Origin of the sequence: Haladaptatus halobius (assembly GCF_020618475.1) — an archaeon.
GTDB classification, from domain to species: domain Archaea; phylum Halobacteriota; class Halobacteria; order Halobacteriales; family Haladaptataceae; genus Haladaptatus; species Haladaptatus halobius.
The window spans coordinates 88,332-108,268 of sequence record NZ_CP085336.1 but is presented as its reverse complement, the minus strand read 5'-3'; the positions used below and the strand labels follow the sequence as shown (position 1 = coordinate 108,268).

The following is a 19,937-nucleotide window of genomic DNA, read 5'->3' as shown; positions in this document are numbered from 1 at the left end:
GATGTACCGAATCGCCGTTGGCGAAGGCAGTCCCGAGGGGACGAATAGTGCATACGTCTTCCCCGATCAGGGAGTAGTAATAGACCCTGGGCCACCAAGCGACATCGCTTGGCAGCATCTACGGAATGGACTCAAAGATGTTAGTTTACAACTGAATGATCTCCATACGATTTTCGTATCACATTGGCATATTGATCACATTGGACTTGCACCACGATTGGCTGATTTGACTAATGCTACCATCTTCATGCATGAGGCAGATGTTCCGCTGGCTGCGGAATACAAGGTTGAACGTGAGCGGCGGATCAAGCGTGATACGCGTCATCTCAAACGATGGGGAGTACCGGAGGATGTCACGCAGTCAGTACAGGATCATGATACGCCGTCTCCATTTCCAGATCAGGTCCCTGTTCAGGCGCTCTCGAATGGCGATCAAGTCGCAGGTTTCGAAGTGGTACACACCCCTGGTCATACACGTGGCCATGCAGCATTTGCAACGAATGAACAAATTTTCGTTGGCGATGCTGTTCTTCCGACGTATACTCCGAATATTGGCGGTAGTGATACACGTACCAAACGACCTCTCGAAACGTATCGTCAGACGCTCAATCGGCTACAAACGCGGGAGGGAAGGGCGTATCCCGGGCATGGTACAGAAGTCTCACTCAGGAGCCGCATTAATGAAATCATCGCTCACCATGAGAAGCGTTCAGAGCGTGTCTTGACGGTCGTTCAGCGGGATGAACCGGTCACACCGTGGGATGTTGCGAGAATCCTCTTCGGAGAGATGAGTGGGATCCACATCAAGATGGGTGCCGGCGAGGCGGCTGCGCATCTTACAGCACTATCCGAATGTGGCTGTCTCCGGCGTATCGACGATAATCCGCAGACGTTTACTTCAATAAACTAGAATAAGACGAGTAGGGCTACGATTCAGTCGGTATGAATTTCACGCCGTACCGAGGAACGCCCTCTTGTGTATATATTTTGCGGATTAGCGCCCGGACTTCGTTCCCGACTTCGATCGCATTGGGGTCTGTGTCCGTAAGTTGTGCCGGGAGTGTGACGGTCTCCTCATCATCGACTCCAAGTTCGACAATAGCAACACCGTACTCCCCGTCTCGACGCTGCTGCTCGGTAAACTCCGGTGGTGCACCACCCTGTCCAATTACTGTTACTGCGCGAACCATTCCTGTCCGAGGGAGTTCGACTTGTTCGAACTCAATATCACGGTGACATTCAGGGCATGTTCCTTCCGGCGGAAACGCGAGGGCGCGGCACTCCGGGCATCGTCCTGCTAAGAGGCGATACCGCTGATCGAGTGTCCGCCGCCAAGAGGGAAGGCTGACATGCGCGCCGCCGCCTGATACGTCGACCGTTCCAATGTATCCTCGCTCACGAAGATACGTGGAGTATGAGATCTCCTCGGTATCAGGAACACCGCCAAAATCACCGTCAATCCCTCCCCGAAACAACATCGCAGTCGCACCGCCGCCACTTCCGAAGAACACTGCGAGCGTCTGTTCGTTACCCTCAACCGACGAGAAACTATTGACCAACCCGAACGGAACGCCGGCGGCACCCGCGTCACCGATTTCGTTGACAACTGTGCCCTTGGTCACAGCTTCTTCATCGATTGATATTCCGCTGATAACACGCGATGGAAAGCGAGCGTCGGGTTGGTGTATTGCCGCAGCACTCACTTCGTCAAGATCGCTATCAAGTTGTGAGACGGCCTCTGTTACACACTGTCTGACTTCTTCACGCTCATATGACGTTATTTCGAGCCCCTCAATCGCATCACTACCTCGTTCTCGGTATCGGATACCTGGGAGTTCGTCGGCGAAACTAGCCGTCGCAAGGTGTTCGACCGTCGGCGAATCCGTAACGAGAAAGGCCGCAGCACCGGCTCCGAACGGGTGATCCGTGTCAGCTGGCTCACCTCGTGGCGCATCCGAGGCAATAACGAGAGCCACACCGTCGGCGTCGAGTGCGGAAGCGAGCGCTGACGCTCCTGCACGAGTACTTTGCGTGAACATCCGTGCTGACACTGTTTTAGGAAGACCGAGCATCCGAATGAGGCGCGGAATGAGTTCTTCCTCCGCAAGTGGCGGAGTGGTTGTCGCGAAATGGACTGACGTGATGGCGTCAACATCGACGGTACTCTGATCGAACATAGTTTCAACTGCTTCGATGGCCATTGTCAATGCGTCCTCGTCCGCCGCAGGAACCCGCTTGGCCTCGATACCAGAGCCATCATAGTGACCCCACGATTCGGCGACAGTTTCTGAACTGATTTGGAAACGAGGGAGATAGCTCCCCATCGCCGCGATTCCTCTCATATTGTTCCCCCCACCGTGCGTTCGAACAGATGGACGGTCGCACTTCCCCCGCTCCCACCGACATTATGCGCGAGTCCATAGCGCGGATCTTCGACTTGCGTATGGGCATCGCCTTGGAGCTGTTCGAATACTTCGACAATTTGGCCGGTGCCAGTCGCACCAATGGGATGGCCTTTTGACTTCAGACCCCCACTCGTATTAACCGGCAATCGACCGCCAGGCTCCGTCTCCTTCTCGCGAAGGAGCTGCCCTCCATCGCCGCGTTCACAGAACCCCAAATCTTCGTACGCCATGATCTCTGCGATGGCGAAACAGTCGTGAACCTCCGCGAAATCAATTTCTTCAGGGCCGATATCAGCATCATTGTACGCGCGTTCAGCCGCTCGCGCACTTGCAGGGATACCAGTGAATGTATCACGTTGAAACAAGCCAACTCGGCCACTTGAGGCACCCATACCAGCGACACGGACTGCGGTTTCGCTCATTTCCCGAGCAATCTCCTCATTCGCGATCAGTACAGCACTCGCGCCATCCGTCGTTGGGCAACAGTGATAGAGATTGAGTGGATCGGCGACGGTCGGTGCTGCCATCGCATCCTCGAGAGTACACTCAAATCCTAGTTGTGCATTCGGGTTTGATGCTCCATTACGATGATTTTTCACCGCAACTCGGGAAAGATCTTCAACGGTTGTCCCATAGGCAGCCATATGTGCGCTCGCCATTTGTGCGTACACGCCTGCAAACGTCGTACCTGAAAGTCGCTCCCACTCTGTTTCGCCGCTCACACCGAGCCACCACTTCGTATGGTCAGAACTCATGTCCGTCATTATTTCGTACCCGCCCGCCAATACGAGGTCAGCGAGACCGGCTCGAACGGCAGCAACGGCGTTTCTAAATGCATAGCCACTCGCAGCGCACGCGTTCTCTACTCGCGTTGTCGAAATCCCGTGAAGTCCGATGTGCTCAGTGACGGCTGGACCACTCAGACCGAGCTGTCGTCCGCCAACTCCGAGTGTTCCAATAAACGCCTCCTCAATTCGATTTCGATCAATACGGGTATCGATACTGTCGAGTGCGCGATTGAATGCTGTCTCGAACAGGGATCGATAGCTCTTGTCGGGGAAGGATCCAAACGGTGACTGGCCAGCCCCGATAACATATGCCTCTGTCACACCATTACAATGGAAAAGCATGGTAAAAAACACATGGGGAATGGCACGATCCACTATATAAAATGTGGCCGGAACCCCAACTGATTATAGGGTTGAGTGTCAATAGCACGATGTGAGTTACTCAGGTCCGACAGAGCTGTATATCGACGGAGAATGGACATCGGCCGACGACGAGACAACCATTGAGACGCTCAATCCGGCGACTGAGGAGGTATACACGACAGTTGCGAAAGCGGGTGAGAAAGACGTCGAACATGCCGTTTCCGCAGCTAAACGGGCAGTCGATCGCGATAGTGAGTGGCGCCAGCTCGCTCCCGGAGAGCGTGCAGATTATGTCAGAGAGTTCTCGGCCGCGCTTGACTCGATGCGGGATGAAATTGTCTTGACAGAGTCATATGATAATGGGAAAACACCATTTGAGGCACAGATCGACGTCGAGACTGCAATTAATACATTCCAGTACTATGCTGGCTGGGCCGATAAGATCGAAGGTGAAACGATCCCTGTCCCGGGAGATCGCCTTGATTATACCCGTCGTGAACCGATCGGGGTGACCGGTCATGTAGTTCCTTGGAACTACCCGTTCCAGCTTGCCGGACGAAGTCTCGCACCGGCACTCGCTTGTGGAAACTCCCTTGTGGTAAAGCCGTCAAGTACGACCCCACTTACGGCGCTCTATTATGCAAAAGCTGCCGAAGAAGCAGATCTCCCAGATGGCGTCATAAATGTCATCCCTGGCTCAGGAAGTGACGCCGGTGCTGCGTTAGCATCACATCTAGATGTCGACCATATTGCATTTACTGGAAGTACAGGTGTTGGAAAGGGTGTGATGGAGAGCGCCGCGAATAACATCACAGGAATCACGCTTGAACTCGGTGGTAAGGGCCCAAACATTGTTTTTGAGGATGCTGATATTGAGGCTGCGGCGCGGGGTATTCATAACGGAATCTTCATGAATGCCGGTCAGATGTGCTGGGCAGGGTCACGACTCCTCGTGCATGAGGATATTCATGATGAAGTCCTTGATCTAGTGGCGACCCGTGCTGAACAGACGCCTCTCGGAAGCGGTATTGATGATGACGCCCGAATGGGTCCAGTTGTAAGCGAGAGCCAGCGCAAAGAGATCCTCGAATATATTGAAATCGGGAAAGAAGAAGGGGGAACGCTGGTGACCGGGGGTGGTATCCCATCTGAAAAAGATCGGGGGTACTTCGTTGAACCGACGGTGTTCACTGACGTCACAAACGACATGACCATTGCTCGTGAGGAAATCTTTGGGCCGGTTCTTTCGGTAGTTACGTTTGAGGACGAAGAGGAGGCTATTGAGATTGCTAATGACTCTCCATATGGCCTCCTCGCTGGCGTCTGGACGTCTGATTTGACTCGCGCACACACCGTCGCAGAATATCTTGACTACGGGATGGTGAGCGTCAACGAGTACCCGGTCACGTTCCCGCAAACTCCCTTCGGGGGATACAAAGATAGCGGATATGGTCGTGAGCAGGGCCGTGAAGCAATCAACGAGTACACGCAAGTGAAAAACATCAACGTCAACCTTAGTTAGAGTTCAACTGAATCAAGAGATTTGTATCCAAACTCGTCGATTGTGATTCACTCGCTTCCTTCCGGGGCAAGGCTTTCCGAGATTCCTTGATGCTCTCCGCAATTTAGATGACTGTTGATCTCCAGTTCTTGACCGATAACAGTGGCAGTCATCTACTACTGAACAAGTCCGAGATCTCTCCCACACGAAAGGGTGAAGTTTTAGCCCCTGCACTGGACTACATGAGTATATGGCTCTCATTGAGAGTGCGCTATCAGCAGAGAATCGAGAAGTGCGCGATCAGGCAGCCGAGTTTGCAACGGAGGTCGTCGCCCCACGTGCAGAGGAAATTGAGGAAACCGACGAGTTTCCACGGGATGTGATGGAAGCTGCTGGAGATTATGGGCTTCTCGGTATCCTCCTTCCAGAGAAGTATGGCGGACTGGATTCGGATTTCGTCTCGTACTGTCTGGCAGTCGAGGAGGTTGCCCGGGAGAGCGGTGCCGTCGCAGAAAGTATTCAGGGTCACACATTCGCCACCGTCCCAATTGCACAGTTTGGCACGGAAGAACAACGTGAGACATATCTTCCCGCGATGATCAATGGCGAGGCTGTCGGTGCAATGTTACTGACAGAGCCAGGAGCAGGCAGTTCACCGTCCGAACTTGAGACCGTTGCCGAAGAGCGTGACAATGGCTATGCTATCTCCGGCGAGAAAGCCTTTGGCACGAATGCCGGCATCGCTGATGTTCATCTTGTCGTCGCACGTGTGCGGCCGACGCCAGATGATTCTCACGGCGTGAGTGTCCTGCTTGTACCAGGTAGTGATGAGGTATCCGGCTTTGAATTCGGTCGAACAGAGTTTATGGGTATGCGCGGCCATGTTACTGGTGACTCATCGCTCGATGATGTTATCGTTCCTAAAAACGCACTCCTCGGTAATGTCGGGCAGGGATTCCGTCTTGCAATGGGAACCATCGATATGGCTCGAACAGGGCTTGGGGCTATTGGTATTGGAATCGCCGGAGCAGCGTTCGACTGTGCAATCGAATATGCGAGTGAGCGCGAGCAAGGGGGGCAATCAGTTGGAAACTATCAAGCCGTTCAGGTGCTCATCGCCGAGATGGACGCTCATCTCGAAAGTGCACGTCACCTTGTATATGACTCTGCGACCATGATCGCTGACGAGAAAGGCGATACACGCGCATCCAGCAAGGCGAAGTTCGTCGCGAGCAACGCTGCCGAATTCGTGACACGTAACGCCATTCAAATCCATGGAGGGAAAGGATACAGAAAGGATCTCCCGCTAGAACGGTACTACCGGGACGCCAAAATACTGAGCATCATCGGCGGAACAAGCGAAATCCAGAAGACAACAGTCGCAAGTGCTGTGCTCGGAATCTAATTGACACTGCTCAAAATGGTTGGGACATAACTTTCTCTCTCGATTTTACCCGCAATGGGTTTTTGCTTCACTGAGCCCGTATTTCTAGGCGTTTTTCTATATAGCCTGCAGTCGTCCCCCGTGGAAGGATTCAGGGTGTTCACTTTCCACCCACTTATTTCCGTAAGAAAATCAGGTATACACGTGAGCGCTGCGTTCTCCGCACAGCACGTCAGGCGCTCATTGATGATGGGACTCGATCTCTTTGGTTCTCTGTTTCAGCTATGGGACTGATTGACACTCAGCGCTTGCCAGAGCGAGGTTGATCTATGGGACAGATGATCTGGATGGGTGTCCAGAGGGATGTCTTCCATTGGATCAGCGTTCGGATTCGACTTTTGAGAGTTCTTTAACGTCCTTGTCGCCAAGCTCGGCTTCAACGAAGTCTGGGTCACGCTTTTCAAGGAATGCAGCAATACCTTCCTTCGCACCAGGGGTCTCGAAGAGCTGATTCTGGAGTTCACGCTCATGCGCAAGGGCATCCCACAGGGGGAGTTCCATTCCTTCGTTGACGGCGAGTTTGTCGAAGCCGACTGCTTTGTTCGGGAGTTGGGCGATCTCATGCGCAAACTCAAGTACTTCCTCTTCCGCTTCACCCACTTCAGTGAGTTCGTCAAATAGCCCAATTTCGTGTGCTTCTTCGGGGGTAAGCGTTTCACCGCTAATCATCATTTTGAGTGCTTTCGACCGACCGACGTAGCGGGGAAGGAGTTGCGTCCCTGCTTCACCGGGGATGAGTCCCAAGTCAACCTCAGGCACGCCAATATTGTACTCGTCATCGTTACCGATGTACCGCATGTCACATGCGAGGGCAAATTCGAGACCACCACCCATGCAGTGACCGTCGACGGCGGCGATAAACAGGGTGTCCGTCGTCCGCATCTTCATGATCGCTTCCTTGCTCGTCTGACTCGCTTTACCAATGTGGCTGCCACTTTCCTCTTGTAGCACCTCAATGTCAAAGCCGGTCGAGAAGAATCGGTCGTTCGCGCTGGCGAGGACGGCAACACGGACATCCTCGTCGAATCGAACACTCTCGATGGCCGACTGAAGTTCGATTATCATATCGAGGTCGTGGGCGTTCGCCGGCGGTCGGTCGATACGAAGGATTCCCACATGGTCATCCATCTCAGTACTGAAGTTCTCTAACTCGAGGTCAGCGAATGACTCCATACACTAATTCAGTTATCACCCACCCATATATAAGTTTGGTAGGTAGACTGAAGAGCTTCAGCCACCAATTTCCGATGTGACCCGAGATTACGACAAAATCGCACTTACCCAAGATGAGCGAGCAGAGTTACTCGGTCAGATGCCAGTGATGCGATTTGCAAGCATCGGATCTGACGGACTCCCGCACGTTGTTCCTGTAGCCTTTGCAGAGCTCGATGGAATGCTCTGTTTCGAAACCGACAATGACGCTGTCAAGACGAAGAACGTCAGGGCGACAGGAAAAGCCGCGGCGGTTGTTGATGCAGGTGCCGACGATTACTCACAACATCGAGGAATCATGCGGCGCGGAGATGCCTCAGTAGTGAATGACCGTGAAGTCGAGAAAAAGATTGAACGCGCACTTTTTGGGACGGTTAAGTCCGTTCCGGGTGCCGGCGGGCACAAACGGGTCAAAATCGCACTAGAACCAAACTCGGAGATTTCGTGGGACTTCCGAAAGTTGCCGCTCTAGCGGCCTGTGTCTGGCCGCTTGCCGTCATACTTGAGCCGTTCGAACATAGTTTGACAGTTATGACAGTAATACTGGGCTTTGGAAATCTCCGACCCGAATGCAGACTCTCGCTCGACGTCACTCGACCTACAGAAGGGACAGGTTGGTTCGAATGCGTCTTTCCCAGTCGAAGGCTCATTCATGGCACTCATTCCACGGCGAACTCCTTGTTCTGGACACCTGTTAAGGAGTCAACAACCGATTGACTAATCACTCCATTTTCGACTCGCCGCCGGGTAGCATCCCACTCGTCGGGTGGTGGAGCCTCCCGATTGACATCGTCAAGTGAAACGGCCATCCCATCAAAGAGCTTCTCATAGTGGGACAGTAGCGCTGTTCGTAGTTCCGCGGCGGATCGGTCTACGAACCCCGCTTGAACGAGAGGATCCGAATCGGTGTTGTAGGACACTGGACCGATGAACACCAATGTCTTCGACAGTGCATCCTTGAAGGCCGATTCCAACTCATTAGGCCGATTTCGTGCGAGCGTCGCCAAGCGAGCATCATGGTATTCGAGGTGGAAGTATTCGTCCTCACCTATCTTCTCGACTAGTCCTGTGAAGTCATCAGACGTGATCGAATCGAGCAAATACCAGGCTGCGCGATCTGCCGTAGCGACTGTGGTAAGGTGCTCGACCCAGGTTTCGCTCGACGTGTCTAATGTCGTTGCATTCCTGAACTCATTGAGCTCACGATCTCCTTCGAGCCAGTCGGTTTCCCGACCCTGTTGTTCGAGGAGACGAATCAGTTGTCGGACATGACCAACTTCATCCTGAGCAGCACTGGCACCGCCGATATCATCTTCGAGTGACGGTCCCGTTAACATCCACTCTGCATAGCGGTGTGAGAGTAAGAGTTTCGTATCAGTGATTGCTTGTACGTATTCCACTGCACCCTCCGGCCATTCGTTCATGCATCCACCTCAGGGGTTGGTGCTTTGTGATCACCAGTAACCTCCAGGAGGTCATCCTCTGCGACTACTGCTAGATAGTTCCAGTCCTCCTCGTCAAATGTCGTCTTAGCATATGACTTGGCTAATCGGCCGTTATCGGCTTCAACACGACCGATATGAATGATGTCACCACCGGGTTTGATTTGGGCGAATACTTCGTATCTCATAGGCTAATTCCTGCGTCACGCATTTTTTCTCGGACATTCGGTTCAAGCATGTCTTTCGACCAGACGGGATCCCAGACGATGTCGATCGTGACGGATGTGACTCCCTCAACCGGACGGAGCATACTTTCGATATCGTTTTGGATGAATTCGTATGCGGGACATCCCATGCACGGGAACGTCATTTCGACGGTTACATCGCCGTCGTTCTCCCGGATATCATAGATCATGCCCATCTCAACGAGACTGACGGGTATGTGTGGATCCGGAATCTCGTCGATGAGACTCCACAGTTCCCGTTCAAACGTCGACGTATCCTCGCCCGGACCTATGGTAATTCCATTAGCGTCCCCGACTGCAGTGTGCGTGCTCACGCCAAGCCCTCCAGTTTCCCAGATTGGATCATGTTGACGTACTTCTCGTTTGCCGGACCGCGCGATCGCCAGCGATCGATCACGTCAGACCACGAAATGGGCTCGTCAAACAGCCATTCCTTGTTCTCCTCGTCGAAAGCAACTGGAAGATCATACTCAAGGGCGTACTCGTCAGTCTCTTCGTCGTAATGAGCTGGGATTTTAAGGTCGAGTTCGTTGCATAGCGGAACGGTTCGTTCCATCCAAGCTTGCCGGAGTTCATCGTTGGTCAACCCCTTGATTCTATAATCAATCTGATCATTGTGCTTTTTCTTGTTATCGGGGAGACCGAACCACTCAATCGCGATCGGGAACATCCAATCGACTGCCTCTTGGAGCTTTTGTTTCGTTTTATCGTTCTTCGTCGCGAGTCGACGCATCCATGTTTCACCGTGTCGCAGGTGGAATTGCTCTTCCTTACTCACCTTCGTCAATGCGCGTTTCCACGGTGCGTACGAGGTATTTTCGTGGACATCGCTGAGGAGAACGATACCAGCTCGATCGAATAGACCGTGGGCAGTGACGAGTTCAGCGAAGTTGTCGATGTGTTGGTCAAAGCCGTAGGTGTTCCGGAACTCATGAGGGTCGCGACCGTAGACTAACTCCTCACGGCTCATGCCCAGGTCTTCAAGGAGGCGATAGGCGATGTGGCCGTGGCCAAGTTCGTCCTGAATCACGCTCACACAGGATGTCCGGGCGTTCAGACTGGGTGCATTCAACGACTGCTCGTAGTACGCTGGGGCACTCATTAGCTCCGTGTCCCCAGACACTTTAAGGATTGTTTTCAGCGCATCGAGGTAGCCATCCGTCATTTCTTCGGTCGATTCGATCATCCGTCCGTTTTGCAGTTCCTCTTTGAACTGCTGTTCGCTAACCATCTTACGTCCCTCCTTTCTTGGATTACCGACGCGCACATATAATACTTGCTATGGTAAACCATGTGTCAGCCAGAACTACCTGCTCGTACGACTTGAGGCAACGGACAGCCGGTGAAACCACAGCATCAATCTCCAGACACCATCTAATGGCGTTATTGACTCTCACGTCCGTACATACCCGTTCTGGCGGATAAATAGCGTGGTACGGGCGACACTCAGGGAACACTCAACTAATTTCGAACGCAAATTCGATCTCCCACCGAGCACTCTCACCTTGATCCTTAGTAACCGAGTAGAGCACCTATATGGAATCTAACATCCTTTGGGGGCAACTTATTTATCGCATGTGTTTGACTCCTATATATGGAATTCACAATCAGACTTGCAGATGCTCAGGATGGCGACGCCCTCCTTGAATTGTGGCATGGATTTACGGATCATCTCTCCAAGTACGATGAGCGATATCGGCATAAGGAGAGTGCTGACGAACGGTGGCTCTCTTACTTTGAGAACCAATTGGTTGACTCAAAATATGGTACGGTCGTCGTCGCAGAAGTTGATAACGAACTTGTCGGTGTCGCTGAAGCACGAATAATGGGGAACCATCCCATCTTTCGGCTTGAAGACCATGGGCACATCAACGGCCTCTACGTGATAGAGTCTTACAGGGGTGAAGGAATTGGACGAGCACTCCTTGAGACTGCCGAGGAGTGGTTTACCACTTCACCTCGTGATGTGAATTTCTATCGCATCAATGCTATCGAAGGTGATGCAAAAGCACAGAAGAAATATTCAGCACTTGGGTTCACCCCCGTCGAACATATCTTCGAGAAACAGCTAGAGTGACAATGGTTGAGACTCATAACGTAGAATTCGTCAATGAAGATGTCATGATAGAGGTTCCCGAGAATCAGCCGATTTTGGAGGCTGCAGAGGATTCCGGCCTCGAACTCCCATATCAGTGTCGAATGGGAGTCTGTGGAGTTTGCTCAGGCATGGTCATTGAAGGAGAAGTTGATCAAACAGAAGGGATGTTTCTCTCCGACACAGAGCGCGAAGAAGGGTACGTGCTCACGTGTATCGCGAAACCACGATCCGACGTGAAAATCGAGACGAACACCGGTCCGTAGTAGTTTCCAACTCCATTGATTTTCTGTACTTACGAATTTGAGCTAGATCTGTGTTTTCAGCAATGTTTACGTTCTCTGTTTACACCAGTCTCGAAATCTATCTGTTCAAATTTCCTAATCAGGGCCCTTCGCGAATGGATCTTCCATTACATCACTATGGCTGTAACGAATGAACGTCACACTCGCGAGAATGGATTACAGCGATAGTATTGTAACGGTCCTCTTGCGGTATTTAATGTTTGATAATGGTATATAGGACGAGTTGCGCCTTCTCTCCTCCCCAGTCGTAAACAAAACTGTAATCAAATTTTGTAAACGGGCATAACAAGGTCGAAAACGGTGTTTTCAGGTGGAGACGGTACCCGGAGGTCACCAAGTACGTTTGTAAGATTAGGATTCTCGAAAATACCTTATACGTGAAATAATCCTGGAGAACAGGGTTTCAGTGCTATCTTGGCAACTACTGTCCATCCATACGTGTAAAGGAAGTGAACTGATCGTTACTAATTCTCCACAAACACCGACAGCCAGGCTAACATGCTCCTTTCCAATAGCATAAAAAGAGCTCCGCTCAGGCTGGTTCGTCAACTTGGCTTTGTTCTTCTTTCCGGAGCTTTACTCGCTGTATTTTCCCTGTTTCCGTACGAGGGAGTTCATCGAGAAATTGAATTTCTCGAGGGTACTTGTACGGTGCGAGTGTGTTCTTGACTCGGTTTTGTAGTTCCGCAATGAGGTTGTCATCTGGATCGAAATTAGGAGATGGAACGATGAACGCCTTGACGATTTGTCCGCGCTCTGGATCTGGACTGCCTATTACAGCGACTTCACCTACTGCGGTATGTCCTTCAAGTACACTCTCGACTTCTGGCCCCGGAATATTATAACCACTGGAGATGATGAGATCGTCACGACGTGACTTGTATTCGAAGCGTCCATCCTCTCGCTGAACGAAGATATCCCCAGGAAGACTCCAGCCATCGATCACAACTTCATCCTGTTTCTCTGGGCGGTTCCAATAGGTCATACCGGTTGGACCGCGAACCGCTAATAAGCCTGGCGTCCCTCGTGGAACCTCCTCACCGGTATCTGGATCAATGATCTTACACTCGTACCCGGGTACCGGAAATCCGGTGGCGCTTGCGTCAACTTCGTCCGTTTGGCGATGACTAATGAAAATGTGGAGCATTTCCGTCGTTCCGATTCCATCGTAAATCTCTATACCATACTCCTCCTGAATCTGCTCAAACGTATTCGGAGTTAGCGGTTCGCCGGCACTCACTCCGAGTCTGAGCGATGAAACGTCGTACTTCTCGGGTCCCTCAGGATGCTTTGAAAGAAGCTGGTTATATGCGGTTGGGATCGAACAAAAAATGGTGATACCATGGTTCTCGATAGCTTCTAAGAGCGTCTCTGGAGTGGCGTTTTCGACAAGACTAGTACTCGCACCGAACCGAAGTGGGAACGTCACAAGGTCACCATATCCATAGGCAAATGGGAGCGGTGGATTGCCGCCAAAGACATCTTCCTCCGTGGGGGAAAGACAATACCGTGCATACGTATCGGCCGTTGCGAGTACCTGTCTATGGGTATGAATTGCCCCTTTCGGCTGACCTGTAGTTCCGCTCGTATATAACATGAGTGCGAGATCATCGCAATGCGTATCATATGCGTTAAGCTCGCGAGAGGCATCCTCCATCAGATCGTCATAGCTATGAAAATCGTGATCAACATCAGTTCGCTCTGCAACCACAATTTCCTCAAGCGTCCTGAGATCGTCTGTTGCCTGTTCAATCTCGTTCAGCAGATCATCATACACTATGACCGCCGTTGCTTCAGCATCGTTGATAATGTACGTAAGCTCCTTCGCTCTAAGGAGTTTCATCGAGGGAAGCGCTACTGCCCCAATCTTCTGTGTAGCCAGGCAGGAGACAATCGCTTCTGGACGGTTCGTAAACCGAATTACAACTCTATCTCCTGGTTCGATACCCAAGTTTAGAAGGGAGTTTCCCAGTCGATTAATCCGCACTTGGAGTTCTTTATATGTAATCGTCTCATCTTCAAAGTAGATTGCAACATTTTCTCCACGTCCTTCTTCCACATGTCGATCCACCAATTCCGTTGCGGCGTTTATTTGCTTGGGGTAGTGAACTTCTGGTATCGCGTGTACCAAGTCTGGACTGTCGGGATCGTCCGGTAGGTACGTCTGTGGGATATTGTCTTGCATAGCGCCAGGTGATTGATTATGGTTTCAGGGCAAATAACTTGCGGTTAGAACCGGGCAACGGTTACAAGAAAACAACTATTAAGTCCAAAATCCTTCAGGATCGAATTTGCGAATTAGCGATAGCTCTCCCTCCGTAGGCTCAGGTGTCTCCTCGACCTTCCCCTGCCCAACATCGGCTGTCGTCTGCAATTCCCAAGGAAAGTCGGCTTTCACTTCGTTAACCGACACGCCTGGATGCGTCGTTTTGAGAACGAGTTCGCCGTCATGGAAACCGAACGTCGACTTTGTAGTGACTAGTACGTCAGGGCCCCCTCCTGGTACGTCGTTCTCAGTCCGCCACTCTTTACCCTCTCCGTATCCGGGGCTAGTATTGTAGTGGACTTCTTCGACGAACCGGCGGGATTCGTGGGCCATCAGGATCACAGTTCGGCCAGCCATGCACGCAATGTCACAAGCACCGCCGCTTCCCGGGAGTCGGATTTCTTGCTCACTAGCCTGTACTCGTGTTGTATTTAAGTTGCCGCGTCGATCAATCTCAGCACCGCCGAGGAATCCAACATCAACATCACCCCGTTGTAATCGGCTCATGATGTCGATCATATCCGTTGTCGCAACGGCACAATTGAGGTTCGGGAGGTCGCACATTGTATGAATAAATCCATCTGCCGGAGCATCACGTACAACACCGCTTTCAAAGACTGAGAGTGCATTCGGCGCATGGGTGCTAACGGCCAGCTGGAATGCAATTAATGGGAGACGCATCCCGACGAATGCCACGTCTCCATCCTCAATCTCACGGGCCGCAGCGCTCACCATCAGTTCTCGGTCAGTATATTCGTGATCGTCACTGGCCATAATTCACCTCCGCAGCGGGACAATCGACGGATAGTGAGAGATCCGCGTCTACCTTTTCGTAGTATTCCGCACGCGAATCAACATCATACACCCACTCTGTAACCCATTCCTCATACGCTGAGTGACTTTCGGTCCACTTGTAGTAGTCAAGGAAGTACTGGTTGTCACGGTTATAGTAGCCGGCTACCGGTGACGGATGAGCTCCGTGTGGCACCTCAACGACGGCGGTCACTTGGTCGCGAGTGATGCTGGTTCTGCTTGGGTCACTCTTGATCACCGACGGCTCGACGATTTCTTCAGTGGTCAAGATCACGCAATCTGCTGCCTCGATAGCAGGATGAGTAATTCCAGTGTTGCCCCAGAAGTGAGCGTCGCCGTATGGATCAGCTCGTTGTACATGAACAATTGCCCAATCTGGGGCGATAGCTGGAATGAGAACCACGGACTCTCCTTCGAAGGGATCTTCGGTTTCAATGAACTGGTTGTTCTCTTTGAGAATGTCGCTCCCCAATAACGATCGTGTTGGGAGGTAGGGCACGCCCATCCCAGCTGCCTTTAGCGCAAGTGCAATGCTGAAATTTGAATGGTTCTCGACTGTGAGATTGTCGCTCTCGACTGCTCGTCGGAAACAATGGCCAGTGCCTGTACTTACATTCCCAATCCATGCAGCGCGAATGTGTTCTACTAACCCAGCCCCAATTAGCTGGTCGAAAAGCACATCACTGATCGGGCCAATCAACGTGAGGTCCGAAATTCCCTGTCGAATTAGCTCATGGCCAGCGGCAAATGGTATTGCATGTTCTAGTGCCAACCCAAGGGCAACGGAACTGCCGGCCGTAATATCAGCAATAGCATCGCTCATGCTGGCTATCTTATCCCTTGACATACGCGGTTTACTACTCGACAATCGTATATAAACCCCTCCGCTGCTGAATTCGTGGTAGCCTCTTGGTCTTGAAGTTGTTTTCAAAGAAGCGTGCACTGTTTACCGAAGGGTCGAAAATCAACATAGAATTCAACCAAGTCTGGCAAAACCGTTTGATCGCCATACTACAATAATGAGGTGAGCCAATTTGAGAAGAACTCCAGCTTTGCTGAAAATCTATTCTGATTTTATGCAGTAGGAGATCCACCCGCAGAAGATGAGTGTTTATGCCGTAAACGGCGTGAGCATCGCCTCATCAAACGGTACAGGAGTACCCGACCGATTATAACAGCCGTATTCGGTGACACCTTTGATGTTGGTTTGACCATTGCTGGACAACTCATGGGCAATGCGAATTGTTTCACGTTCGACCGCTAGTACGTCACATGTAACAGTTAGTGTCGACTCGAACTGCACGGGTGCCTTGAATTCCCAGTTCCAGTTGCGAATGCGATACGGCTGTTTTTCCCCCTGTAATTCGGTAATGCTCATTCCTTGTTCACTGAGATATTCTTCAAGGGCAATATCTGCAAATCGTGGATATTCTTCGAAATAGGCTAACTCCGCCCCCTCGATATAGGGACTACGAATCGGGAATGTCGATGAAAACGACGGGAGTTCTTTGTTTCCACTGGTTTCCGTACTTGGGCCGACAGTGGGATTGCAATCCACACAAGCGTCAGTAAAGGTCGAGCGAACCCCTTCGGGAAGTGGTACTGCAGTTCCAGTTGGCGAAATAGTTACATGGGTCATTTGCGCTGTTGCCAGATGTTCACCGTCACTGTTTACCATCTTGTATACCAGTTCCACGCTTGAGTCCCCGACGCTCCGTGGAACTGTTTCGACAGAGATAGTGTCTCCCACGGTGGGATAGCGCTCGACCGAGGTGCTAACGACTACTGGTGCATAGGGAATACCATCGGCAGCAAGGATTTCTTCAAAGGGGTAGTCAAACGCCATGGCTACCTCTTGGGTGGAAATTAACTGCCAATCGAAGAACTTCGCGCCGTGAACTAGCGACCCAGCAAGATCACCGAAACGTACTCGGTGATTGGCAATGGTTTGCATATCACTTCGGTACCTCATCAGGCACTACTAAAGTATAGAAAACGGCAAACAATACGAGATCGTCCCTAAGCATACGCTTGCGATCTACAATGCAGCATTGGTCAATAGTTGATTCAGTATCGAAAGAGCGGTTTTCGTGGACACTACAAGATGACGGTAAAGAACTCGTCTTTAGTGTTGACTGAGAGCCTTGTTGCCTTTGTCTGTGATATTGTTTCGAAGTGAGATAGACTACCGCTCAACACCACAGAATCATATAGGGTGAGTACGGAATAAGGAGTATGCAGTTTGAAACGCTCGACCTAACGATTTCGGACGGAGTTGCAACGGTCCAATTGGATAACGAACCGGTGAACACGATTAGTCAACAAGTTCGCCACGAGCTAGCAGATGTATTGGAAGTACTTCGGGAAGACAGAATACGAGTGGTTGTGTTTTTAGGCGCTGAGGATGTGTTCTCCGTCGGTGCTGATATCGGATTATTCGAAGAAGCCCAAGAGTGGACAACACAAGAGTTCCGGTCGAATTCGCGGATTCTTGGCCGTGTATTTGATGGGTTAGAACAACTCGAAAAACCAGTCATTGCAGCCATCAATGGCACCTGCGTCGGCGGCGGACTCGAACTCGCATTGGCATGTGACGTTCGAATTGCATCGCCTGACGCTACTCTTGGCTTTCCCGAACATAATATCGGTCTCATTCCTGGACTTGGTGGATGTTCTCGCTTTGTTCAGCTCGTTGGGCCTGGAAAAGCAAAAGATCTTATTTTCACCGGAGAATTGTTCGATGGAGAACAAGCACTTGAGTTAGGTGTTATTGAGCGAATTGCGGAGGACCCAGCTCATGCCGCTCAAGAATACGCACACGATCTTCTCCAGCAACCACCACAGGCCCTCGGATTAGCTAAGCGTGTCATCGATACTGCTTGGAACCAGGACACTCAAACAGCAAGTTTACTCGAGTCGCTAGCTCAGAGCACTCTTCTGGAAACACGGGATCATAAGGAAGGAATAGAAGCGTTTCGAGAAAAACGAGATCCCGATTTTACTGGTAATTAGGCAAGATCGGTCGGTGTTTCTTTGTTCGGATTATGAACCGAATATAACGGCGTTAGTAGTAGTAATATGATAAACTGGGAATTATCCTGAATTGCTATGATAGAATCCTGGCAAAAATAACCGAGACCATAACACATATATTTCGTTGTTGTCAATCATGGGTGTGTTGGACCATGGCACAAGATAAATCAGTCAATCCTGGAATCTTCCCCCTACTACTGTTCGGTTATTCACTTGCCGTTTTAGGGGCTGAACTACTGATAGCACCTGACGCAGCAGGCGCATTAGTATTCGCTATCTTCATAGCGGCAGTAGGTGAAAGTATTGGCGGTCTATGGGAAATTTCGCAAGGCAAAACCTATATCGGTTCAGTAGTTGCAACATTTGGAATCTGGTTGTTCGGTCTCTTTATGCTTGAAACGGTAGGTCATGTATTGCATTTGGTGACGCCGCAAGCAATGGCAACCTACTTCCTTGCACTTCTCGTTCCGATTGCACTCCTGGGATATCCAGCCTTTAAAAATCAAATGGGCTGGCAGATTCAAGGGGCGTTCATATCCTTGTTTCTACTAGTGTTGTTCGCCGGTATAAACTTTATACTCTCGAATGCTACTCTCAATATTGCTGCTGGCGCTTCTGCATGGCTATCAGCACTATGTATTTGGTGGCTTGCCGCAGAAGATATCTTAGGAATTAGTATGGAAACAGAGATAGAAAAAGAAGCAGAGATAGAAAAAACACCCTCAAAAACGGTTGATACATAGCAACCTGAGTAAACTGATAATGAACTCGCTTGAATAACAACCACAGTAAAGACATCCTCGCTTATCCGTCGATAAGACTTTATCACTTGGTCAGTGTTAGTCAGAATATGCAAGAAGCGATTTTCGGCATGGAGCCAAAAGTAGCTGAGTCTGCATTTGTTTCAAAGATGTCATATTTGATTGGAGATGTTACAGTAGGAGAACGGTCCAGTCTTTGGCCTTTCGTTTGTTTACGTGGTGATGAAAAGAATAATCCAACGACAGTTGGCGAAGAGTGCAACATACAAGAATTCACGATGCTCCATGGGCATCGATTGGGGATGAAGTATCCATCGGCCACAATGCAGTTATTGATTATGCAACGGTCAAGAACCATGCACTTATTGGGATGCAAAGTACAGTTCTCCATGGTGCAACCGTCGAGTCGAACTGCTTAGTCGCGGCGGGAAGCGTCGTCCTGCAGGATCAAACAATTCCAGAAGGGCACCTAGTATACGGAGCCCCTGCTCAAACACGGCCTTTGACTGAGAACCAGAAACAAGAGATATCGCGAGTTCATCAACACTACGTTGACTTCGGTCGGAGTTATAAGGAAACTGGTCGATTTGAATAGTACCTTGATTTTGAGTTTTATTAGCATCATCGACGTGCCAGTCGCTGAACCGATCTTCTGGGTTTACAGTAAATTCACTTCCAGAGCGATGTCTGACATTGGTCTTGATCTCTACCTCCACCATCATACGCAAAAGAGTCAACGATTATTTGCGTGAAAAAATATTCGTTCCACGCCAGAATACTACTTCATCGTCATCTTCGTTTGTTCCCAGCACTTCGATCTCTATGTATCCTCGATCATCGTGTGATTTTGATGCTGTTTTTTCAGTAATTAGACATTTTACATTCACTGTGTCTCCTGGTTTAACAGGATTTGGCCACCGTATTTCATCAAGGCCGAACGATCCAAGCGACGCAGTATCGTTCAAAAACCGGTCCACCAATAAACGCATACACGAGCTCGCGATATACAAGCCATTCACGATGATGTCATTTTGTAGTGTGTCCATAGACACTTCTTCGTCACGGGGGAGTAGTTCTGGGTGCCACTGTTCTGCGAATTCTAATTGTTCCTTTCGTTCGGCCGTAAAACTCCCAAGTTCGTGAACTTCACCGACATCAATATCGTCGTAGTAAAATTCCCTCATCAAACTAATTCATTGCCCCTCGTTACCAAAAATCTTGGCCAAACCATCAGTCCGAGTACTCGTTTGAGATCTTGTAGTCT

21 protein-coding genes and 1 pseudogene are annotated in these 19,937 nt (G+C 50.6%); 9 read left to right on the top strand and 13 right to left on the bottom strand.

What is annotated here, in order from left to right:
• The first annotated feature begins 1 nt into the window (after nt 1).
• Nucleotides 2-910 (top strand): MBL fold metallo-hydrolase, encoded by a 909-nt coding sequence (locus tag LIW51_RS17165; RefSeq protein WP_227377689.1) that lies wholly within the window; start codon nt 2-4, stop codon nt 908-910.
• A gap of 16 nt (nt 911-926) precedes the next feature.
• Here the strand turns inward: LIW51_RS17165 and LIW51_RS17160 are convergent, their stop codons facing one another.
• Together LIW51_RS17160 and LIW51_RS17155 are read right to left on the bottom strand one after the other, a co-directional pair.
• Entirely contained in the window at nt 927-2,342 is a 1,416-nt protein-coding gene (locus tag LIW51_RS17160) for a zinc ribbon domain-containing protein (protein ID WP_227377688.1), read from the bottom strand.
• Nucleotides 2,339-3,514: a thiolase domain-containing protein gene (locus LIW51_RS17155; RefSeq protein ID WP_227377687.1), complete on the bottom strand. Its 1,176-nt coding sequence runs from the start codon at nt 3,512-3,514 to the stop codon at nt 2,339-2,341. The genes LIW51_RS17160 and LIW51_RS17155 overlap by 4 nt, the downstream gene beginning before the upstream one ends.
• 112 nt (nt 3,515-3,626) lie before the next feature.
• On the opposite strand from LIW51_RS17155, the gene LIW51_RS17150 reads away from it, so the two are divergent.
• Both LIW51_RS17150 and LIW51_RS17145 read left to right on the top strand, forming a co-directional pair.
• Nucleotides 3,627-5,078 carry an aldehyde dehydrogenase family protein gene (locus LIW51_RS17150; protein ID WP_227377686.1) on the top strand — a complete coding sequence of 484 codons (1,452 nt, stop codon included), beginning with the start codon at nt 3,627-3,629 and terminating at the stop codon, nt 5,076-5,078.
• A gap of 229 nt (nt 5,079-5,307) precedes the next feature.
• Complete coding sequence (locus LIW51_RS17145; protein ID WP_227377685.1) at nt 5,308-6,462, top strand: acyl-CoA dehydrogenase family protein; 1,155 nt, start codon at nt 5,308-5,310, stop codon at nt 6,460-6,462.
• A gap of 357 nt (nt 6,463-6,819) precedes the next feature.
• Here the strand turns inward: LIW51_RS17145 and LIW51_RS17140 are convergent, their stop codons facing one another.
• Nucleotides 6,820-7,674, bottom strand: a complete 855-nt coding sequence (locus tag LIW51_RS17140; protein ID WP_227377684.1) for an enoyl-CoA hydratase/isomerase family protein — start codon at nt 7,672-7,674, stop codon at nt 6,820-6,822.
• 76 nt (nt 7,675-7,750) lie between these two features.
• Here LIW51_RS17140 and LIW51_RS17135 point away from each other — a divergent pair, with 76 nt between their 5' ends.
• Nucleotides 7,751-8,185 carry a pyridoxamine 5'-phosphate oxidase family protein gene (locus LIW51_RS17135; protein ID WP_227377683.1) on the top strand — a complete coding sequence of 145 codons (435 nt, stop codon included), beginning with the start codon at nt 7,751-7,753 and terminating at the stop codon, nt 8,183-8,185.
• Here the strand turns inward: LIW51_RS17135 and LIW51_RS39935 are convergent.
• Genes LIW51_RS39935 through LIW51_RS17115 form a run of 5 tightly spaced genes read right to left on the bottom strand, consistent with a single transcriptional unit; the run spans nt 8,182 to nt 10,631 of the window.
• Entirely contained in the window at nt 8,182-8,367 is a 186-nt protein-coding gene (locus LIW51_RS39935; protein ID WP_438267385.1) for a PaaD-like zinc ribbon domain-containing protein, read from the bottom strand. The genes LIW51_RS17135 and LIW51_RS39935 overlap by 4 nt on opposite strands.
• Before the next feature lie 5 nt (nt 8,368-8,372).
• Complete coding sequence (locus LIW51_RS17130) at nt 8,373-9,137, bottom strand: Phenylacetic acid catabolic protein (RefSeq protein WP_227377682.1); 765 nt, start codon at nt 9,135-9,137, stop codon at nt 8,373-8,375.
• Nucleotides 9,134-9,343, bottom strand: a complete 210-nt coding sequence (locus LIW51_RS17125; protein WP_227377681.1) for a phenylacetic acid degradation PaaB family protein — start codon at nt 9,341-9,343, stop codon at nt 9,134-9,136. Before LIW51_RS17125 ends, LIW51_RS17130 begins: the two co-directional genes overlap by 4 nt.
• On the bottom strand, nt 9,340-9,714 hold the full coding sequence (locus tag LIW51_RS17120) for a metal-sulfur cluster assembly factor (protein WP_227377680.1): 375 nt from the start codon (nt 9,712-9,714) through the stop codon (nt 9,340-9,342). The genes LIW51_RS17125 and LIW51_RS17120 overlap by 4 nt, the downstream gene beginning before the upstream one ends.
• On the bottom strand, nt 9,711-10,631 hold the full coding sequence (locus LIW51_RS17115) for a Phenylacetic acid catabolic protein (RefSeq protein ID WP_227377679.1): 921 nt from the start codon (nt 10,629-10,631) through the stop codon (nt 9,711-9,713). The genes LIW51_RS17120 and LIW51_RS17115 overlap by 4 nt, the downstream gene beginning before the upstream one ends.
• 363 nt (nt 10,632-10,994) lie before the next feature.
• Between LIW51_RS17115 and LIW51_RS17110 the strand changes: the two genes are divergently transcribed.
• A complete protein-coding gene (locus tag LIW51_RS17110) occupies nt 10,995-11,477 on the top strand; it encodes a GNAT family N-acetyltransferase (RefSeq protein WP_227377678.1) in 483 nt (160 codons plus the stop codon).
• A 2-nt stretch (nt 11,478-11,479) separates the two neighbouring features.
• The gene (locus LIW51_RS17105) at nt 11,480-11,761 is read left to right on the top strand and encodes a 2Fe-2S iron-sulfur cluster-binding protein (RefSeq protein WP_227377677.1); all 282 of its coding nucleotides are present in this window, start codon (nt 11,480-11,482) and stop codon (nt 11,759-11,761) included.
• Nucleotides 11,762-12,332: 571 nt separating this feature from the next.
• Here LIW51_RS17105 and LIW51_RS17100 read toward each other — a convergent pair.
• The 4 genes from LIW51_RS17100 to LIW51_RS17085 form a co-directional block, all read right to left on the bottom strand.
• A complete protein-coding gene (locus LIW51_RS17100; protein ID WP_227377676.1) occupies nt 12,333-13,985 on the bottom strand; it encodes an acetate--CoA ligase in 1,653 nt (550 codons plus the stop codon).
• 78 nt (nt 13,986-14,063) lie between these two features.
• Complete coding sequence (locus LIW51_RS17095) at nt 14,064-14,840, bottom strand: CoA-transferase subunit beta (RefSeq protein WP_227377675.1); 777 nt, start codon at nt 14,838-14,840, stop codon at nt 14,064-14,066.
• Complete coding sequence (locus tag LIW51_RS17090) at nt 14,830-15,726, bottom strand: CoA transferase subunit A (RefSeq protein WP_227377674.1); 897 nt, start codon at nt 15,724-15,726, stop codon at nt 14,830-14,832. The genes LIW51_RS17095 and LIW51_RS17090 overlap by 11 nt, the downstream gene beginning before the upstream one ends.
• A 264-nt stretch (nt 15,727-15,990) precedes the next feature.
• Nucleotides 15,991-16,833 carry an acyl-CoA thioesterase gene (locus tag LIW51_RS17085; RefSeq protein ID WP_227377673.1) on the bottom strand — a complete coding sequence of 281 codons (843 nt, stop codon included), beginning with the start codon at nt 16,831-16,833 and terminating at the stop codon, nt 15,991-15,993.
• A gap of 281 nt (nt 16,834-17,114) precedes the next feature.
• Between LIW51_RS17085 and LIW51_RS17080 the strand changes: the two genes are divergently transcribed.
• From LIW51_RS17080 to LIW51_RS17070, 3 genes and pseudogenes are all read left to right on the top strand, one after another.
• Entirely contained in the window at nt 17,115-17,891 is a 777-nt protein-coding gene (locus tag LIW51_RS17080; protein WP_227377672.1) for an enoyl-CoA hydratase/isomerase family protein, read from the top strand.
• Between the two features lie 173 nt (nt 17,892-18,064).
• The gene (locus LIW51_RS17075; protein WP_227377671.1) at nt 18,065-18,655 is read left to right on the top strand and encodes a GPR1/FUN34/YaaH family transporter; all 591 of its coding nucleotides are present in this window, start codon (nt 18,065-18,067) and stop codon (nt 18,653-18,655) included.
• A 107-nt stretch (nt 18,656-18,762) separates the two neighbouring features.
• Nucleotides 18,763-19,268, top strand: a pseudogene (locus LIW51_RS17070) (gamma carbonic anhydrase family protein).
• A 145-nt stretch (nt 19,269-19,413) separates the two neighbouring features.
• On the opposite strand, the gene LIW51_RS17060 reads toward LIW51_RS17070, so the two are convergent.
• On the bottom strand, nt 19,414-19,857 hold the full coding sequence (locus tag LIW51_RS17060) for a MaoC/PaaZ C-terminal domain-containing protein (RefSeq protein WP_227377670.1): 444 nt from the start codon (nt 19,855-19,857) through the stop codon (nt 19,414-19,416).
• Between the last annotated feature and the right edge of the window lie 80 nt (nt 19,858-19,937).

Excerpts from the sequence above, each read along its gene's own strand:
- LIW51_RS17075 (WP_227377671.1), top strand. The coding sequence starts at position 18,065 with ATGGCACAAGATAAATCAGTCAATCCTGGAATCTTCCCCCTACTACTG.
- LIW51_RS17125 (WP_227377681.1), bottom strand. The coding sequence starts at position 9,343 with ATGAGATACGAAGTATTCGCCCAAATCAAACCCGGTGGTGACATCATT.
- LIW51_RS17115 (WP_227377679.1), bottom strand. The coding sequence starts at position 10,631 with ATGGTTAGCGAACAGCAGTTCAAAGAGGAACTGCAAAACGGACGGATG.
- LIW51_RS17085 (WP_227377673.1), bottom strand. The coding sequence starts at position 16,833 with ATGCAAACCATTGCCAATCACCGAGTACGTTTCGGTGATCTTGCTGGG.
- LIW51_RS17060 (WP_227377670.1), bottom strand. The coding sequence starts at position 19,857 with ATGAGGGAATTTTACTACGACGATATTGATGTCGGTGAAGTTCACGAA.
- LIW51_RS17080 (WP_227377672.1), top strand. The coding sequence starts at position 17,115 with ATGCAGTTTGAAACGCTCGACCTAACGATTTCGGACGGAGTTGCAACG.
- LIW51_RS17100 (WP_227377676.1), bottom strand. The coding sequence starts at position 13,985 with ATGCAAGACAATATCCCACAGACGTACCTACCGGACGATCCCGACAGT.
- LIW51_RS17110 (WP_227377678.1), top strand. The coding sequence starts at position 10,995 with ATGGAATTCACAATCAGACTTGCAGATGCTCAGGATGGCGACGCCCTC.
- LIW51_RS39935 (WP_438267385.1), bottom strand. The coding sequence starts at position 8,367 with ATGAATGAGCCTTCGACTGGGAAAGACGCATTCGAACCAACCTGTCCC.
- LIW51_RS17160 (WP_227377688.1), bottom strand. The coding sequence starts at position 2,342 with ATGAGAGGAATCGCGGCGATGGGGAGCTATCTCCCTCGTTTCCAAATC.
- LIW51_RS17090 (WP_227377674.1), bottom strand. The coding sequence starts at position 15,726 with ATGTCAAGGGATAAGATAGCCAGCATGAGCGATGCTATTGCTGATATT.
- LIW51_RS17140 (WP_227377684.1), bottom strand. The coding sequence starts at position 7,674 with ATGGAGTCATTCGCTGACCTCGAGTTAGAGAACTTCAGTACTGAGATG.
- LIW51_RS17095 (WP_227377675.1), bottom strand. The coding sequence starts at position 14,840 with ATGGCCAGTGACGATCACGAATATACTGACCGAGAACTGATGGTGAGC.
- LIW51_RS17105 (WP_227377677.1), top strand. The coding sequence starts at position 11,480 with ATGGTTGAGACTCATAACGTAGAATTCGTCAATGAAGATGTCATGATA.
- LIW51_RS17165 (WP_227377689.1), top strand. The coding sequence starts at position 2 with ATGTACCGAATCGCCGTTGGCGAAGGCAGTCCCGAGGGGACGAATAGT.
- LIW51_RS17130 (WP_227377682.1), bottom strand. The coding sequence starts at position 9,137 with ATGAACGAATGGCCGGAGGGTGCAGTGGAATACGTACAAGCAATCACT.
- LIW51_RS17145 (WP_227377685.1), top strand. The coding sequence starts at position 5,308 with ATGGCTCTCATTGAGAGTGCGCTATCAGCAGAGAATCGAGAAGTGCGC.